This window comes from Ekhidna algicida (assembly GCF_051379705.1).
Taxonomy (GTDB): Bacteria; Bacteroidota; Bacteroidia; order Cytophagales; family Cyclobacteriaceae; genus Ekhidna.
The window spans coordinates 2,091,349-2,109,766 of record NZ_CP179868.1; the positions used below are offsets into that span (position 1 = coordinate 2,091,349).

At 40.1% G+C, this 18,418-nt stretch carries 15 protein-coding genes; 6 read left to right on the plus strand and 9 right to left on the minus strand.

Annotated elements, in window-relative coordinates:
* Positions 1-7 precede the first annotated feature (7 nt).
* A complete protein-coding gene (locus ACL8WY_RS08995; protein ID WP_436514371.1) occupies positions 8-2,917 on the plus strand; it encodes a hypothetical protein in 2,910 nt (969 codons plus the stop codon).
* Between the two features lie 20 nt (positions 2,918-2,937).
* Here ACL8WY_RS08995 and rodA read toward each other — a convergent pair whose 3' ends face one another.
* The 6 genes from rodA to ACL8WY_RS09025 form a co-directional block, all read right to left on the minus strand.
* Positions 2,938-4,206 carry a rod shape-determining protein RodA gene (gene rodA, locus ACL8WY_RS09000; RefSeq protein ID WP_436514372.1) on the minus strand — a complete coding sequence of 423 codons (1,269 nt, stop codon included), beginning with the start codon at positions 4,204-4,206 and terminating at the stop codon, positions 2,938-2,940.
* The gene (locus ACL8WY_RS09005) at positions 4,175-5,998 is read right to left on the minus strand and encodes a penicillin-binding transpeptidase domain-containing protein (protein WP_436514373.1); all 1,824 of its coding nucleotides are present in this window, start codon (positions 5,996-5,998) and stop codon (positions 4,175-4,177) included. Before ACL8WY_RS09005 ends, rodA begins: the two co-directional genes overlap by 32 nt.
* Entirely contained in the window at positions 5,995-6,510 is a 516-nt protein-coding gene (locus tag ACL8WY_RS09010; protein WP_436514374.1) for a hypothetical protein, read from the minus strand. Before ACL8WY_RS09010 ends, ACL8WY_RS09005 begins: the two co-directional genes overlap by 4 nt.
* Positions 6,507-7,307, minus strand: coding sequence for a rod shape-determining protein MreC (gene mreC / locus ACL8WY_RS09015; protein ID WP_436514375.1), 801 nt, complete (start codon positions 7,305-7,307; stop codon positions 6,507-6,509). Before mreC ends, ACL8WY_RS09010 begins: the two co-directional genes overlap by 4 nt.
* A 7-nt stretch (positions 7,308-7,314) precedes the next feature.
* The gene (locus ACL8WY_RS09020) at positions 7,315-8,346 is read right to left on the minus strand and encodes a rod shape-determining protein (RefSeq protein ID WP_436514376.1); all 1,032 of its coding nucleotides are present in this window, start codon (positions 8,344-8,346) and stop codon (positions 7,315-7,317) included.
* An 88-nt stretch (positions 8,347-8,434) separates the two neighbouring features.
* Positions 8,435-9,682 carry a TAXI family TRAP transporter solute-binding subunit gene (locus tag ACL8WY_RS09025; RefSeq protein ID WP_436514377.1) on the minus strand — a complete coding sequence of 416 codons (1,248 nt, stop codon included), beginning with the start codon at positions 9,680-9,682 and terminating at the stop codon, positions 8,435-8,437.
* A gap of 244 nt (positions 9,683-9,926) precedes the next feature.
* Between ACL8WY_RS09025 and ACL8WY_RS09030 the strand changes: the two genes are divergently transcribed.
* Positions 9,927-11,846 carry a CASTOR/POLLUX-related putative ion channel gene (locus tag ACL8WY_RS09030; protein WP_436514378.1) on the plus strand — a complete coding sequence of 640 codons (1,920 nt, stop codon included), beginning with the start codon at positions 9,927-9,929 and terminating at the stop codon, positions 11,844-11,846.
* On the opposite strand, the gene ACL8WY_RS09035 is transcribed toward ACL8WY_RS09030, so the two are convergent.
* Positions 11,843-12,016 carry a hypothetical protein gene (locus ACL8WY_RS09035; RefSeq protein ID WP_436514379.1) on the minus strand — a complete coding sequence of 58 codons (174 nt, stop codon included), beginning with the start codon at positions 12,014-12,016 and terminating at the stop codon, positions 11,843-11,845. The genes ACL8WY_RS09030 and ACL8WY_RS09035 overlap by 4 nt on opposite strands.
* Positions 12,017-12,198: 182 nt before the next feature.
* Here ACL8WY_RS09035 and gdhA point away from each other — a divergent pair, with 182 nt between their 5' ends.
* Complete coding sequence (gene gdhA, locus ACL8WY_RS09040; protein ID WP_436514380.1) at positions 12,199-13,551, plus strand: NADP-specific glutamate dehydrogenase; 1,353 nt, start codon at positions 12,199-12,201, stop codon at positions 13,549-13,551.
* On the opposite strand, the gene ACL8WY_RS09045 is transcribed toward gdhA, so the two are convergent.
* Positions 13,548-14,144 (minus strand): class I SAM-dependent methyltransferase, encoded by a 597-nt coding sequence (locus ACL8WY_RS09045; RefSeq protein WP_436514381.1) that lies wholly within the window; start codon positions 14,142-14,144, stop codon positions 13,548-13,550. The two genes, gdhA and ACL8WY_RS09045, sit on opposite strands and share 4 nt — an antisense overlap.
* Before the next feature lie 132 nt (positions 14,145-14,276).
* Here ACL8WY_RS09045 and ACL8WY_RS09050 point away from each other — a divergent pair, with 132 nt between their 5' ends.
* Positions 14,277-14,609, plus strand: coding sequence for a PadR family transcriptional regulator (locus ACL8WY_RS09050; RefSeq protein ID WP_436514382.1), 333 nt, complete (start codon positions 14,277-14,279; stop codon positions 14,607-14,609).
* A complete protein-coding gene (locus ACL8WY_RS09055; RefSeq protein ID WP_436514383.1) occupies positions 14,602-17,229 on the plus strand; it encodes an ABC transporter permease in 2,628 nt (875 codons plus the stop codon). Before ACL8WY_RS09050 ends, ACL8WY_RS09055 begins: the two co-directional genes overlap by 8 nt.
* Position 17,230: 1 nt before the next feature.
* On the opposite strand, the gene ACL8WY_RS09060 is transcribed toward ACL8WY_RS09055, so the two are convergent.
* Entirely contained in the window at positions 17,231-17,605 is a 375-nt protein-coding gene (locus ACL8WY_RS09060) for an Hsp20/alpha crystallin family protein (RefSeq protein WP_436514384.1), read from the minus strand.
* Between the two features lie 218 nt (positions 17,606-17,823).
* On the opposite strand from ACL8WY_RS09060, the gene ACL8WY_RS09065 reads away from it, so the two are divergent.
* Entirely contained in the window at positions 17,824-18,411 is a 588-nt protein-coding gene (locus tag ACL8WY_RS09065) for a hypothetical protein (RefSeq protein ID WP_436514385.1), read from the plus strand.
* Positions 18,412-18,418 lie beyond the last annotated feature (7 nt).

An 18,418-nucleotide genomic window follows, 5' to 3' on the forward strand; every position in this document is an offset into this window, starting at 1 on the left:
AAAAACAATGAAGAAATTTCTGATCACGCTAGGAGTGGTGCTTACCATTCTGGTCACAGCAATTATCGTATTACCAATCATATTTGCCGATGATATACGCAAAGCACTAGATGATACCATGGCAGAAAGCCTAAATGCCAATGTCTATTATGATGTTGACGCTTTTAACCTTTCCTTGATAAAAAACTTTCCGGACATCACAGTGAGCTTGAGTGAATTCGGAGTGGTTGGTGTGGATGAATTCGAAAATGATACTCTGGCTTCAATAGGTACTTTTCTGGTGACCGTGGATCTCATGTCAGCAATTAATGGCGATCAAATCATCGTTAAAGAAATACTGCTGGATCAACCAGAAATTCTAGTACGAGTGTTACCCGATGGGAAGGCTAATTATGACATAGCGAAAGAAAGTAAAGAAGTAGCTCCAGCAACAAATCAAGAAGAGCCTGTTGAAACTGAAGAAGTTGAAAACGTTGAAAACGTTGAAAACGAAGCGGTGAATATTGGAATAGAAAAATGGAGTATACGAAACGGAAAGGTGTCATATATGGACCAATCAATGAGTTTTTTTACCACTATCGTTGGCTTGAATCATGACGGCTCAGGTGATTTTAGTCTGGATGTATTTGATCTGGATACAAAAACAACTGTAGATGCAATTTCACTAGAATTTGATGGAACAGAATACATCTCCAATAAAAGCTTAGCTCTAGACATTATTCTAAACATGAATCTTTCTGAAATGAGATTCACATTTAAGGATAACAGAATTGCTATTAACAATTTCACCATGCAAGCAGATGGTTTTGTCAGTATGCCTGGTGATGACATCAATATGAATATCACTTTTGGTGGGAAAGACATAAACCTTACGAGTATTTTATCGCTCATCCCTGGAGTCTATCAGGAATATTTGGATGGAGTTACCGCTGGAGGACAAATTGGATTTGATGGATTTGTAAAAGGTACATTCAATGAAACATCCATGCCACAGGTTGCCGCCAGTTTGTCAGTGGAGAATGGACGTATCTCTTATGCTGATTTTAACATTCCTATGGAACAGATCAACATCAAAACAAGCTTCAATTATCCCTCTGCAGACCTAAGCGAGACCTCCTTCAACGTTGATAAATTCTCCCTGCTTGTAGATGGCGAATCGGTAGAGGCCTACCTTAAGTTTAAGAATTTGGAAAATTATCAGTGGGATTTAGGGTTTGAAGGAAATGCTGACTTGGAAAAGATAACCAAAATCATTCCATTAGAAGACATGAAGCTCCTCGGTAAGATCAATGCTAAGCTTAACACATCAGGAAAAATGTCGGATATTGAAGCTGAGAGGTATGATCAGATGCCGACTACAGGAAGTCTTAGTATTAGTGATTTCTACTTTCAAAGTGTTGATTTTCCTCAAGGTTTTAGTATTAGTAAAGCCAACTTATCTTTCAATCCATCAGAGATCAGTCTATCAGAATTTACTGCTACGTCCGGGAATTCCGACTTTAATATGAATGGTAAGGTCACCAATTATCTGGCGTATGCACTCGCTGAAAATGAAATGCTCGTCGGCCAATTAAATTTCAACTCCTCGTTCTTAGATATCAATGAATTTATGCCTGAAGAAAGTATGGAAGAAGAGGTTACCGAAGAGAATGAAAAAGAGCGTACTCAACAGACGACACAAGAAGCACCGCTTGAAGTTGTGAAAATTCCAGAAAATATCGATTTCACCTTAGCTTCATCGATAGATAAAATCGCCTATTCCAACCTGTCGATTAATGATTTCAATGGTAAAATTCTAATCAAAGATGGCGCGATCATTCTTGACAAGAATAACTTCAAAATGTTGGATGGAACTTTTGAGCTTACCGGATCATATGTGACTAAAGACCTTGAAAAGCCCAAATACGATCTTGGATTTAAAATTAAAGATCTTTCCATAGGCAGTGCTTTTGATGCTTTTGAAACAATAAAAAGCTATGCTCCCATTGCCAAACAAGTTACAGGCAAGTTTTCAAGCGATTTCAAAGTGAACGGGCTTCTTGGAGAAGATATGATGCCAATTATGGATGCGGTTGATTTAACAGGGCTAGTCAATATCGCCCAGGCTACATTAGAAAAAGGTGATTTTGTTCAAAAGCTCTCATCGGTAGCTTCCCTTAAAGCTGGTGCCAATGCAGAACCAAACAAAAAGATCAATTTGAAAGATGTCCTAATTAGAACCTCCATTAAAGACGGCCGGATGTACGTGGAACCATTTGAACTAGAGGTCAGTGGACAAAAAGCTGTAGTTGGAGGAAACAACGGATTGGACGGTAGCCTTAATTATTCAATGTTACTAAAAGACATACCAACTGGTCAGATTGGAAATGCCTTAAATAGCCTGGTTAGTTCATTTACTGGGGGCAAAAAACTAGTGGCAGATAAGATCAACTTAAACTTTGGCATTAGTGGGACGTATGACGATCCTTCTGTGAAGCTACTGGGAACAAGTGGTTCTGGTGAAAAATCTGAAGGAGTCACTGAGCAGTTTAAAAAACAACTTATAGAAAAAGCAGACGAGCAGAAAGTAAGGGCAGAAGCTGAGATTGCCAAGCAAAAAGCTGAGGCTGAATCTAAGGCCAAGGCAGAGCTAGAAAAACAACGAGAAAAAATCATTTCTGATGCTGAAACTCAAGCAAATAAAATAAGAAGTCAGGGTAAAGCGAGTGCCGAAAAAATTAAAGAAGAAGGATATGCTGCTGCTGACCAATTGGTCGTAGATGCTGGATCTAATCCAATAAAAAAGAGAGTTGCTCAGGAAGCAGCTAAAAAGCTAAGAGCTGAAACGGATATAAAAGCAGCAAATATTGAAGCAGAAGCCAATAAAAGAGCAAATCAGCTAGTTGAAGAAGCGAAAAAAAGAGCAGCTAAATTATAGCCAACCTCCAAGAGGTTTCGTTACCATCTCTGCAGTACCTGCATTCTGTGAGCGTCTAGTTTTAGAAAACTGAAAAGGAGAATAGTAAACGCCCACAAGGACGATCCTCCATAGCTAAAGAAAGGTAGCGGTATTCCAATAACAGGAAACAGCCCAATGGTCATTGCAATATTCACAGTAAAATGAAAGAAAATAATTCCCACTACGCTATAGCCAAAAATGCGTGAAAATGTTGATTTCTGCCTTTCAGATAAATAAACCAATCTTAACAACAATGTGGTGAAAAGGCCCAACATCAAAAGGCTACCAACCCAGCCATGTTCCTCTCCAATAGTGCAAAAAATAAAATCTGTAGTTTGCTCAGGAACAAAATCGAACTTGGTCTGTGTCCCTTCCAAAAATCCTTTACCGGCAAAACCACCTGAACCAATTGCAATTTTGGACTGAGTTACGTTCCATCCTACACCCAGCGGGTCAATATTGGGATTTACCAAAGACAATACTCGTTTCTGCTGGTGAGGTTGAAGCACCTCCGTAAGAATAAAGTCTACACTCCTCACAACAGAAGTGACCACAATGGCTCCAGCAACAATGTATACCAATCGTCTGGGTGTTCTAGCATTTAGTCCTAAAGCCAGCAGAGTTATCACAGCTATTCCTGCCAATAACACTGTTTGACTAACGAGTAATGTCAGAATGAACACCACAAAAAACGATAACGCAATAATGAGTAACAAAGGAGGCATACCCTCTCTAAACAACGGAACAACCAAAGCAGCAAAAACCAAAGCCGTACCTGTGTCTCCCTGAAGTATAGTGAGTGCCATAGGAACCAAAATAATTGCAAAGGATATTCCCAAAGTATTGAGGTCAGTCAGCTTCCTGGTAGCATGGTCCAGGTATTTAGCAAGTGCAAAAGCCGTTGCAAACTTGGCAAATTCCGAAGGTTGTAATCCAAACCCGCCGATACCTATCCAAGATTTTGAGCCTGCTACTTCTTTGCCTCCAATAAGAATGAACAGAAGCATGGCCATTACCACCCCATAAATGATGTAAGCGGATAAGTCAAAAAACTTATAGTCAAAGAAAAAAATACCAAAAGCGATTAAAACTGACGTTCCAATCCAAATCAGTTGCTTCCCCCCACTTGTGCTAAAATCAAAAATACTTTGGTTTATATCCGGATCGTATTCAGCCGCATAGATATTCAACCAGCCTGCTAGTACAAGCGCCCCATATACTGAAACTGAGAGCCAGTCAATTTTCTGCGATAGTTGGTCTTGGCGCATTTTTTGGTAAATATCTTTCTTCTAACACATAATCTTCTAGCCACGGTCTGGAAACCCTGCCTAGCACGTATTTCTCTGCTAGCAGACTGGCCACAGATACTGCTGCTCTTCCACCTTGTCCTGCATTTTCTACATATGCCGCAATAGAAATCTGAGGATTATCCTGCGGAGCAAACCCCATAAATCCCGAGTGATCTTCACCATGCGGATTCTGAACGGTACTGGTTTTGCCCGCCAGCTTCAGTGAATCTAAGTAGCCTCGAATTCCTGAGCCAGCCTTTACAACCTGTTCCATCCCAAGAATTATGGGCTCAAATAGCTCAGGATCGAAAGGAAGTATTTCTTTTTTGATGTTTGGATTAGGCCACCCTTCTATCTTATCTACCAGATGAGGAGTGATAAAATATCCGCGATTTGCAAGAATTGCACCCAGATTGGCCATCTGAAGTGGTGTCACCAAAAGTTCTCCCTGGCCAATACTTAAGGAAGCAATATTCGAATATTTCCAACGCTTTGCTCCATACACTCTGTCGTACCATTCCAGGCTTGGCACATTTCCAGTAATCTCATTTGGCAGATCTACACCTAGTTTTCTTCCAAGACCAAAACTCATCACAAATGCTCTCCATTTTTCAAGGCCAATACGAGAATCAATATAAGGACTCTCATCCGCGCCTTGCTGCACCATTCGACGCATGATTAGGTAAAAATAGTTGTTGGACGATTTGGTAATTGCTTTGATCATGTTGTATGGACCCGGAGGCGCCAAATCACCAATATTGCTGCCATCTGTGGTTATCACCTCATTGGCAGTAATTACTCCTTCATGCATAGCGATAATGCCCTGAATGGTTTTAAACATTGAGCCTGGCGGATATCTCGCCTGAATCGGGCGATTCAAAAAAGGCTTGTTTACATCCTTGTTTAGTTCAGGAAAATTCTTACTTAGGCTTTTGCCGCTTAATAGTTGTGGATCATAAGATGGTGCAGACACAAAAGCCAGTATCTCTCCTGTGCTCGGTTCAATCGCCACAACACTTCCCACTTTTCCTTCCATCAATTTTTCAGCATATTGCTGAAGCTCAAGATCAATTGTTAGATGAATGTTTTCACCGGATTGAGGTAATGTATCATACTCTCCATCACGATAGTCGTCTTTGATGATCCCTTGCACATTAACGACCTTAAAAGTCGACCCTCGCTTTCCTCGGAGGTGCTCTTCGTAAGACTTTTCAATCCCACCAATACCGATGTAATCTCCGGATTTGTAATAGTTTGTGGTATCGCGGTTGAGAAAGTTTCTATTGACCTCACCAACATAACCTACAACATTGGCTAATGATTGCGTATTATATGACCGAATGGTTCTTGGCAGGACATAAAACCCGGGATAGTTAATCAGTTGATCCTGCAGTTTGGCAAATAACTCATCAGATATTTGTTCAATGAACTTCGAGGCTAGTATAGATGAATATCCTTTGGCCTTCTGCAAGTTTTCTTCAAGCTCTTCTCGCTCAATCCCTAATAAATTACAAAATGCCGTGGTGTCAGCAATTTCAGCTTCCTTAGGTACAATCATCAAATCAAATACCGGTGAGTTATAGATTACCAGACTGTCATTCCTATCATATACAAGCCCTCTAAAAGGATATTGGACAATTTTCTGAACTACGTTGTTTTCCGCAGCTATCTTATAGTCTTCATCAATAATCTGGATATAGAAAAGTCGGACAGCAAAGATCATTACTGTCATAAGAATGAGTCCCCGAATCAGTAAACTCCGCCCTCTCATGATCGTTTTCTATTTGGAGTAATAATGAAGTTAATAATAAATATCCATGTGGAGCTCAGCAAGCTGCTGAAGAAGGTTTTACTTATCACCGTACCAAACAAATGGAATCCACCATTTTCAATTACGAAAATTAAAAAATGATGTACAAAAACCAGAGGGTAAATGAAATATAGAAATCCTGATTTCTTAAGACTTGCAACATTCAAGTTGGTCATTTCCTGTGCATCGTCATTGGCTACTCTTAGCCAGAAGTTTCTAATAAAAAGTACAAATACCGAGGCGGAAGCATGAATGCCGGGAGTATTTGTAAATACATCAACAAGTAATCCTGTGAAAAAACCAATCACCATTAAATTAGATCGGCTAAGAGTGCGTGGTAATAGTATCAAAAAACCGACGTAGAAAAAACCGAATGCCTTATCAAAAAGTGAAATACGATGCACAAGAGGAAGCTGCACCAGCAGAAGCAGGAGGAAGTTCAGAATCTGTTCTTTTATGCTAATTCTGGTCATTGTACCGCTAGAGAATCCTTTTCTGGTTTTAACAAATCTTTAATCACATATACATGATATAGGCTTGTAAAGTCCGTTGCTAACTTCACCTTAGCATCATAAAATGTCATGTGCTCCTCCAAGTTCAATTCATCAATAATCCCAATCAGAATGTTTTCTGGAAAAACGGAATTAAATCCTGAGGTTACTATAGAGTCACCTACTTTTAACTTAATATGTCGGGGAATGTATTTCAAACTGGCCCTTGAATAATCCTCTTGATCCCACTGAATCGTTCCTTTTGTCTCGGTGCGTTTGACTTTTGATGACACCAGAAGCTTCGGGTGGAGGAGCGAATAAATGGTGGCAAAACCATTGGTAACTGACTTCACTTGACCTACCACACCAAACGCCGAGATGACACCCATACCCACATCAATACTGTCATTTCTTCCGGCAGAGATCGTAATGAAATTAGCACTTCTCTCAAATGTATTGTTGATTACCCGAGCTCCAACTACATGGTATTGATCTAGTGTATCCAAGTACGAAGATGGTTCGGTGCGCAACTGTCTCAATTCTTGTTGCAATCGCTCATTTTCCAACATCAATTGCTCGTTTACCTCCACCAATTGAAAGTAGTCGCTAATATTGTTTGAAGTTTGTGTGAGTGAGGCCGCTGCCTCATTGCTCGAGTTTAGGAAAGATGCGTTGTATCGGTTATTGAAATTGATGAGAAGCCACGCACTCAGGATTTCCAAGCCAATAAAAACGGCTATCTCTCGCTGCTGATAAAGGAAATCTAAAAGCCTTTGCATTCAGTTCTTAGGTCATCAATACCGCTTTATATTGATTCAGGTTTTTCAATGCTGCACCTGTACCTCTAACCACAGCTCTCAACGGATCTTCTGCAATATGAATTGGCAGCTTGGTCTTCATTGCCAATCGCTTATCTAAGCCACGAAGCATAGCTCCTCCTCCAGTCAGGTAAATACCATTGTCGTAAATGTCTGCAGAAAGTTCGGGTGGAGAAATCTCCAGGGCTTTCAAGACAGCCTCCTCAATCTTAGAAACCGACTTATCAATCGCAAAAGCGATCTCAGAATATGAAATCTTAATCACCTTAGGGATACCTGTCATTAAGTCCCTTCCGCGGATTTCGAAATCTTCAGGAGCATCCTCATCTAGTTCTGTTAAAGCTGAGCCAACCTCAATCTTCACCTTCTCTGCAGTCCGTTCTCCTATCAGAAGGTTGTGTTGCCTTCGCATATAATCCAAGATGTCTTTGTTGAAAGAATCTCCTGCAACACGGATCGATTGATCACAAACAATACCGCTTAGGGCAATTACTGCAATCTCAGTGGTACCTCCTCCAATGTCCACAACCATGCTTCCTACAGGTTGATCGATATCTATTCCAATGCCGATCGCAGCGGCGATAGGTTCGTGGATCATATATACTTCCTTGGCTCCGGCATGTTCCGCTGAGTCACGAACAGCTCGTTTTTCAACCTCCGTAATACCTGAAGGTATACAGATGATCATCCGATGAGATGCTGGCAAAAAGCTTTTCTTACCCTTGTCCATCATCTTGATCATCCCTCGGATCATATGTTCTGCTGCATGGAAGTCAGCTATCACACCGTCCTTAAGCGGACGAATGGTTTTAATGTTTTCGTGTGTTTTCTCGTGCATCTGCATTGCATCTCTGCCAATGGCCAGCACTTTGTTGGTGTTCTTGTCAATTGCAATAATTGACGGCTCGTCTACCACCACCTTATCCTTACTGATAATAAGTGTATTGGCAGTACCTAAATCGATAGCTATGTCGCTCTGGAAAAAATCAAAAAGACCCATGAATGCTCACTCAGAATTTGAGCACGAATTTAGGCTCGATTTTGCATAAAAACTAAAGCATCAACAATTAGTGATAAAAGTTTCATTTTTAAGAAGTTGTACGCTGTTGTTTTGTCTTTATAATGCGCATTTTTCCACGTAGCTCATTGATAGTTTCTTTTGATAGCTCCATGTAGATTCGAAAGCTGTCATTTGCCACAAGTTTTTCAGCAATCAACATCTCAAAAGCTTTATTTTGAGCAACTTGAACACGTTTCACACGCTTCATTCCATCAGCGATAGTGTCCAATCTCGAAATACCGTTTTTTATATTCATTAGATCCTCATAAAACTCATCAATTTTATCCTTCTTTTTCTGAGCTTGCCATTTCGTGAGTGAAACAATCCCACTCCACAGAGCTATGATTATCGATAGAATTACACCGCCAAGCTCTGCATACCTTTCAATAAAGCTTGGCTCCTCTCTTTCAAGAAATATTCGTGCCCCTTCATGAAGAGGGATGTTGAGCTTTGCTTGATCAAAATCCTCTTTCATTCCTTCAAAAAGTAATGGATCTATGGAAGTGAAAATCTGGCGGTTTCTCAACATCGTTTTTGTGAAATCATTCACCGCCACTTCTCCCATACCAGATCTTACCATCATTACTAAGTCCACTGAAAGTGTGACAATCGGCCTGTCGGTGAAACTCCAGTATGAATTATCTGGAATAATGAAAGGTGAAAGCCGTGGGTACTTCAAGGTTATTCCTTTAACTACCGAAGCATCACTCAGATTTCTTGCATCATCGAATGAAAAAAGCTTGAAGCCCTCATAGTCTTGAAGGTGTTGCTTATTGAAAAGGTTGGTCAGCTCTACCACAACATTAGCCTCCGGCATGCTAAACGTAACATCTATAAGAGAACTATCTAAACCGTAATAGTCCCACAGATCCATCATCAGGTTGTACGTTGGTGAATTTTCACGTCCGATATATACCGGCCCTGCGTACATAAGAGCAGCAAATGAACTGGCATCCATTCCTTCTTTGTAGAGAAGATGCAGCACTTCAGAATACACTGAGAATGCAGAATTGAGTCCATCCTGATAGTTTACATAGTTTTCTACCAAAGCAATATCCATCTTTCCAAGGATCAAACTATCCAGGTTTGCATTGGTATTTACCCCTTCAACAAGCATAATTTCAACATTAAACTCACTTTCAAGAAGGTCCTTCATCTTGGTAGCAATTTCTCTATTTGGACCTTCATCGTTGTAGATGAATGAAAATGTAAGTGTCGTTGGATTGCAAGACGCAAGGAATATTGTGACTAATGCAACAGTGATTATTTTCTTCATAATAGCATATTACGCTTACTTTAAAAATAGTGCTAATTTTTTTGTGTCAGATTATTGACACTTCGCATTTTGCACCTAAATCACATTCAGTCATTATTTTGCATTATTTTAGGAGTAGTTTTGCTGCCTGTAGCTGAGGGTGAATTTTATTGAATGAAAATAAGTCGCCTGAAGCAATTCTATATTTGAATTTGATTGCCATGATTTTTGACACGAAATAGGCCGCTTAAAACAGACAAGACAAATGAGAAATATTTCCTTAACGGATAGGATTAAATACCGCTTTGACAGTTTTGTTTCCCAAGGAACGATCTCCATGATCAAGGGATTGGGAATTATCACCGTGGTGGTAATAATATTGTTTGGAGTTGCACTTTTGTTGTTGGGATTGCATCCTGACCATGAGGCCAACTTCAACATTTTCGAATCCTTCTGGGTGAATCTAACACACGCTTTGGATCCTGGCGTATTAGGAAATCATGACGAGAATTGGCCATTCAGGCTCTTTATGCTTTTGACGACTGTCATCGGTCTGGTGATTATTTCCACTTTGATTGGTCTCGTCTCCAATGGTATCCTTACCAAGCTTGAAGTTTTAAGAAAAGGTCGTTCATTCGTTATTGAAAAAGATCATGTTCTTATTCTGGGATGGTCTTCCAAAATATTTACCATCATTCCTGAGATTGTTGAGGCTAACGAAAATCAAAAAAGAGGAGTTATAGTCATCCTTGCCGATATGGACAAAGTCTTGATGGAGGATGAAATCAAGGACAAAGTAGGAAATACTGGTACCACGCACGTGATTTGTAGAACCGGAAACCCGATTGATGTTCACGATTTAAAGATTGCAAATCCCTTCGATACTAAGTCTATCATCATTCTGGATAAGGAAAACGAAAACTCCGATAGCCAGATCATCAAAACTATTGTTGCGATAGTAACTGATCCCAAAAGAGAAATACTTAGAGGTATGGCTGATCAGCGTCCTTATCACATCACTGCAGAGATGGAGGACAAGAAAAACTTTGATGTAGCCAAAATGGTGGGTAAAGACGAGGTTGAACTTATCCTTTCGGATGAGATTATCTCAAAGATTATGGTTCAAACTAGTCGGCAGTCTGGTTTGAGTGTGGTTTATCAAGATCTCATGGACTTTGATGGTGATGAAATATATTTTGAAGATGCACCATCATTGGTTGGCAAATCTTTTCGAGATGTGCTATTCGCATATGAAGATTCAGCCATTATGGGAATTCAGTTTTCTGATGGTCATGTGGCCATCAACCCACCGATGGACACTGTTTTTGGTAAAGGAGACAAAGTGATTGGTATCACCGAAGATGACGATACTTTGATTCCAAATTCCAGTCCCGTAGATCCACATGAAAGCAAAATTGTCTACACTGAGCCTGAGCCACAGGATAGTGAAAAACTTTTAATTGTGGGTTGGAATAACCGTGCTAGATATATAATCAGAGAGCTGGACAATTATGTCCCTCCTGGATCAGCCGTTCGCATCGTTTCAAAATTCCCGGATGCAGAAGAGACCGTAAACCAGCTGAAGAACAATGTACAGAATATAACCATTGAGTTTGAGGTAAGAGACACAACAGGCAGAGAAACACTAGAGTCTATGGGTCTTGAGCAATATGACTATATCATTTTGCTCTGCTACCAAAATAGCTTCCCTATACAGGAGGCAGATGCTCAAACTCTGATCACATTGCTTCACCTAAGAAACTTTACAGAGTTAAAAGGGAGTAAGTACAAAATTGTGAGTGAGATGCTTGATATTCGAAACAGGCAGCTTGCAGACATTACAAGTGCTGATGACTTTATTGTAAGTGACAAACTCATCAGTTTATTGATGAGTCAGGTTTCTGAAAACAAAGATCTTATGCGGGTATTTGAAGATCTATTCGATGCTGATGGGTCTGAGATATACATCAAGCCAGCACGAGAATATGTTCAGACAGGAATGTCTATGAATTTTTATACGATATTGGAATCTGCGGCAAGGAAAAATGAGGTTGCCATTGGATATCGGGTAATTAGCAAGGCAAGGAATGCCGACGAACAATACGGGGTAGTATTGAATCCGAAGAAGTCAGATGAGTTTACTCTGGAAGAAAACGATATGGTAATCGTTCTATCCGAAGATTAGCCGTTAGCCAGAGCTTCCCTTATTTCTTTCATGGCTCTTCTTCTATAAAGCCTGGTGTTGTGACTTGTGGGTCTGATGTTTTTAATATAATCAAGAACATCATTTTTTTGATGACCATTCAAGCTTTGAACAGAAGAAATAATCTCAGTTTCTAATCCTAAATAATTCATAACATGTGTGGTTTATATCTAAACTAATTTACGATCCAAGTGTTAGTTGGGTTTTAGGCTAATATTGTATTTCGATGAACACATGCAGCCCAAATATTAAACTTTAGTAATATTCCATCATTTTACACAAGCTGAATAGATAAAAAACACCTAAATTCAATTCGTTAAAACAACTATAACCCATGTCTAGTCACTCCAATGAAATCTCGCAGTTCTTAGAGAAGATTGCGCAGAAAAACCCACACGAGTCAGAATTTTTGCAAGCAGTAGAGGAGGTAGCCGAAACTATTATTCCATTTATCGCTGATAAGCCAAAATATAAAGACTCGAATATTTTAGAAACAATGTGCGAGCCTGAGCGCGTTTTTATGTTTCGCGTGCCCTGGCTAAACGATAAAGGAGAAGTGCAAGTAAATAGAGGCTATAGAATTCAAATGAATTCTGCAATAGGCCCATATAAAGGGGGTCTGCGGTTTCACCCTTCTGTAAACCTCAGTATTCTTAAATTTCTAGCATTCGAGCAGGTGTTTAAGAATAGCCTTACCACACTTCCAATGGGTGGCGGAAAAGGTGGATCGGATTTCAATCCCAAAGGAAAGAGCGACAATGAAGTAATGAAATTTTGCCAAAGCTTCATGACTGAATTGAGCAAGTATATTGGCCAGTTTACGGACGTTCCCGCTGGAGATATCGGTGTGGGTGGACGCGAAATAGGCTACTTGTTTGGTCAATATAAACGAGTGCAGGGCGAATTTACAGGCGTATTGACCGGAAAAGGAAGAGAATATGGTGGATCGTTGATTCGTCCAGAAGCCACTGGATATGGATGTGTCTACTTCTCCCAGGAAATGCTCAAATTCAAAGACAACGATCTTGATGGGAAAGTTTGCGTGGTTTCAGGATCAGGTAACGTTGCACAATTTGCAATAGAAAAATTAATTCAAAGTGGATCTAAAGTCGTGAGTGCTTCTGATTCCGGAGGTTCTATCTACGATAAAGATGGCATTGATCAGGAAAAACTTGAGTTTATCAAAGAATTAAAGAATGTAAAAAGAGGTAGAATTAGCGAATACGCAGATAAGTACAAAAGCGCTGAGTTCAGAGAAGGAAAAACTCCATGGGACATCAAATGCGATCTGGCATATCCTTGTGCAACTCAAAACGAATTACCTCTGGAATCGGCTAAGGCGCTTGTTTCCAATGGATGCATGGGCGTTTTCGAAGGTGCCAATATGCCAACTACTGCAGATGCCGTAGAACACATCAAATCTAACAAGCTTATGTTCAGTCCCGGAAAAGCTTCCAATGCTGGAGGTGTAGCTACATCAGGGCTTGAGATGTCTCAAAACTCACTTCGATTGTCTTGGACGAGAGAGGAAGTAGATGATAAGCTCCGTGGCATTATGAAAGACATTCATGAAAATTGCGTAAATCACGGTCAAGAAAGCAAAGACTATGTTGACTATGTGAAAGGAGCCAATATTGCCGGATTCGTCAAAGTGGCAAACGCTATGCTAGCACAAGGAGTAGTTTAAAGCTTCTTAAGACATATAAAACTCTGAGCGCGCTCGTTATGATGCACTAACGTTCTCAAGGGTTCGATTTCTTCGAACCCTTTTTTTATGTCATCATAAAGATTCTGGGTTAATGCAAAATGTATCTTGCTATCTGGAAACTCTACTTCTCCGTTTTCTAATGGTTTGCCAATGTCTGTATCTATCATTGAATCCATACATAAGTACAAAACTCCTTCGCTTTTCAGAAGTCCTGATAACTTCCCCCACATTTCATAAAAGTCCTCTACTGAAGTAGCAAAGTGCAGTACGCGGCTACAGATTATCAGATCAAACTGTTTGTCGGTAGAGCTATCTCTAAAATCCTGAGTCAAAAAAGTGACATTGGCACCAGCTATTGATTTAGCGAGATACTCTAGAAGTTTAATTTTAGAATCATCTGTATCCCAGCCATGATATTCGAATCCTTGTCGAATAAAATAAATCCCATTCCTTCCTTCCCCGCATCCTATATCCAGCACTTTAGACCCAGTTTGGACATGACCTTTCAGGATCAAATCCAGTAGGAAGAGATCCATATCACCAAAGAAGTTGTTTACCGCTTGAATATTCATACCTGATTTATTCAAATCCGACAAAATCGAAACAAATATCTGGAAAAGTGAAACTAGTTTCCTAAATTTTCGTTTTCGACAAAATCGAAACAAATAAATTTCTATTCTAAATTAATATAAACTGACACGGTTGTGAAAGGAACTAACCTGGGAGAACTAGAAGAACTTGTCATGCTTTCGGTAGGCATCCTATACGATGATGCTTACGGCCTGGCCATCCAGAAGGAGATTAAGGAGCGCTGCAAACGATCAATCACCATTAGTACGGTGCACTCGGTAACTAGTCGCCTAGAAGATAAAGGTTACCTAAGCGCCCGATACGATGGAGCCACACCCGAAAGAGGCGGTAGAAGAAAACGGCTTTTTAGACTGACGACTGCAGGGCAGGCAACGATAGTGAAAATTCGTGAAATGCGTCAAAGCATGTGGGACGCGATTCCAGACATAGCTCTTGCTAATGGATAAAAAACCAAAACTTCTAGATCGAACAAGCAATCTCCTGCAAAATTATTGCAGGTCATCTATTGTAGAAGGCATAATAGGCGATCTGGAAGAAGCATTTTTTGAAAATAAAGAAAGCAAAGGGGCCTTTAGAGCCAAAGCCATTCACCTATTACAAGTGATTGGTTTCCTAAGGCCCAGATTTAGAAAAAGGTCAAAACAATCAAATTTCGAAGCTATGATACGCAATTATCTTGTCGCTACAATAAGAAACTTAAGCAGGCATAAATTCTATGCTACCATCAATATTTTTGGTTTGGCTATAGGCATGTCCGCAGGATTTATGATTCTTCAATATGTCTATCATGAGCTTACTTATGATTCATTTATTCCCAACAAGGAGAATATTTATAGAATCCAAACCAATCGATACAATCAAGGAGAGCTTTCCACCCAATGGGCCGCAGGTGCCGCAGGTGCCGGTAATCTCATGAATCGTGATTTCCCAGAAGTACTTGATTACGTGAACCTCACTTCAAGTAGGGCACAGATTTCGTATGATCAAAAGTATTTTGAGCTTACACATCCTTATTATGCCGGTGCAAACTTCTTCGAGTTCTTTTCAGTTCCGCTAATCAGAGGAGTGGACAGCACGGCATTGAAAGATCCAATGACTGTAGTGTTAAGTGAAACGCTAGCAACAAAGATCTTTGGAGATGAAGATCCCATGGGTAAAATCATCAAAATGAATGATGCCAATGATTTTAAGGTCACAGGTGTGTTCCTGGATTTTCCTGAGCGATCTCATATGAAGTTTGACTTACTCTATTCCTTTGAGTCATTTGTCACATTTACTAGTGAAGAGTCTCGCACTGCCTGGAACTGGGATGGTTTTTTGAATTACGTGAAGCTTCATCCTGACGCTGATCCTGCTTCATTATATGAAAAGTTTGATCCATGGTTGACCGAGTTGAGAGGCGAGGAGGACCAGGCCAACTTTAGAATGGAATTCATCTTCCAGCCACTTACGAAAATCCATTTGACATCTAACTATCGAATGGAAATTAAGCCAACCGGTGATGAGAAAACTACCTACTTCTTGTTAGTAATAGGATTATTTGTACTGTTTATTGCTTGGATCAATTATATAAATCTGACCACTGCTCGAGCTCTTAGCAGAGCAAAGGAAGTAGGTATTAGAAAAGTAATGGGAGGCCATCGATCCCAACTTATCGCTCAATTTCTCTTTGAGTCTTTCTTTTTAAACCTCTTATCCTTTGTCTTAGCTACTTTGGTCGTGTTCCTTGTGTTTCCATCCTTCAATTCATTTGTAGGTAAAGGTATTGCTTATACCTGGCCAGATTCGCCGGTTTTTTGGTTTGGGTTAGGAGGTGTATTCATCCTTGGTCTTATTTTATCTGGTTTCTATCCTGCTTTCATTCTGTCCAATTTCAAACCGATTGCAGTTCTGAAGGGAAAATTCGCTTCAAGCTCTAGTGGCAACACCTTGCGTAAAGGTTTGGTGACTTTTCAGTTTCTTGCATCGGTTGTGCTAATCACTGGGACCTTCGTAGTATACAAGCAGATGAACTTTCTTCAGTCTCAGGATCTTGGAGTAAACATCGCTCAAACCATGGTGATCAAGACGCCTCAATTTCGCAGTGATTCGGTCATGGAAATTAAAGATGCCGTCTTCCAGAATCTACTTAAATCCGATCCTTCTGTAGTTGGCTTCACATCTTCATCAGCAGTACCTGGCCGCACTCCAGATTGGAACGCTGGAGGCATCAGGCTTTTAACTCAAGATGAATCGATGTCCAATCAATATAGGATCATTGGAGCCAATGCGAATTATCTGCACTTCTACGATTTGGATATGGTAGCTGGTCGTGGTTTTGATGAATCATATGGCACGGAAGAGGGCAATGTTTTATTTAATGAAACTGCCATCAATCAAATCGGATTTCAAACAGCTGAAGAAGCACTCAATCAAAAAATAAATTTCTGGGGCGACACATTCAACATCGTTGGTGTGGTGAAAAATTATCGTCAGGAATCTCCAAAGCAAGCGTATGATGCTCTCATTTTTAGGTATTTCCCAAATACCTCAGGCTTTTATTCTGTGAAAATTAGTACTGAGAATATGCACGGTGCTATTGATAATATGCAAGCCCATTGGGAAGCGTCGTTCGGCAATAAGGTTTTCGATTTTTTCTTTCTAGACGATTACTATAATGAACAATATCAAGCTGAAGTCAAATTCGGTTCCATTTTCGGACTATTTGCGATACTGGCAATCCTGGTGGCCTGTCTCGGCCTATTTGGCCTATCATCATTCATAACCAGTCTCCGGTCCAAAGAAGTAGGTGTCAGAAAGGTGCTTGGTGCTTCATTGCAACAATTGTTGAGGCTGTTAACGTGGGACTTTATAAAGCTCGTGGCAGTTTCTATTGTAATTGCTGCTCCACTAAGCTGGTGGCTAATGAAAAATTGGCTGGCAGGGTTTGAAAATCGAATTCAGCTTGGAATAGGCATATTCTTGGTTCCGGCACTTAGCATTGTAATAATTGCTATCTCTACTGTGGCTTTTCATACATATAAAACCGCAGTATTGAACCTTGCAGACACTTTGCACGACGAATAGCTTAAGGTTTATAGATATCTATTTCCTTTTGGAATCCTCCGGATAGTTCACTGAACGGCATAATGACAACTAGTAATTCATCTTCAAACTCTGCGGAAATATTCTCGAGCTCCACGTCTACGGAGATTTTTATCATTCCCAGGACGTTGGGCAACGTATAGGAGTTGACATGGACATTTTGGTAGACCATTAGATCGCTTCCATTCACTTCTACTTTGATATCATCCGGCTCAATAGAAGGAATACTTACTTCAAGTCGGTAATGGTCCTTCTCAGTCGTTGTCTTAAACGTGGGGAAAACTGAACCTCCATTAATACTATTTATAAGATTGGTTGTTTCAGCTAATCGTTTGCTTAATTCTTTCTCTACTCTCATATGCTCTCAGCTAATTCACTTATTTATTGGCAAAACCCATTCCAAAAGTAATCATGCTTTATTAACGTGTCAGTATGGCTGATTCTTTTATATAGGTAGCCATATTGACTGGTTTTTTCTTCTCAACATTTCATCCTACAAAAGAAACATTCCAACCATCTTTCTGTCCTTGAGGTAATTGGATTTAATAATTTCAATAAAATCAACGAATAAAACTCATGAAAAGGACTTTACTAATTCTAACAACGCTACTATCAATTGGGGCTGTCGCTCAGAATGAACGACCGAAAACTCTGATAGGCAATGATCCGGAAGATATTTCCGGTTTTGGAGGTGTGCTATTTTCATTTACCCCTATTGATGGAGATTTATCTACACTCACCGGAGGTGGTGGCGCTGTGCTCTTCGACAATACATTTTTTATTGGAGGCTATGGCCTTGGACTGACTGGCAACCATGAATTCAATTTTGGAGGTGAAGACTTAACTTCAAGCTACGGACACGGTGGTTTTTGGTTAGGATATATCATCAAGCCAGACGACCTGCTTCACATGGGAATAGACACCAAACTTGGCTGGGGCAGTGTGACGACAAAATCGAGAACGACAAATGAAGCTGTTGGGGAAGATGACGTGTTTGTGTTTAATCCTCAATTTTTCGGAGAAGCTAATATTGCCTATTGGTTTAAAATCAATGCATCTATAGGATATCAAAAAACCATAGGTGTGGATAACATTTACTTTGATGCCGGTGATTTCGATGGGCCTACATTTGGTATCTCACTACTTTTTGGATGGTTCAATTAACCTGAAA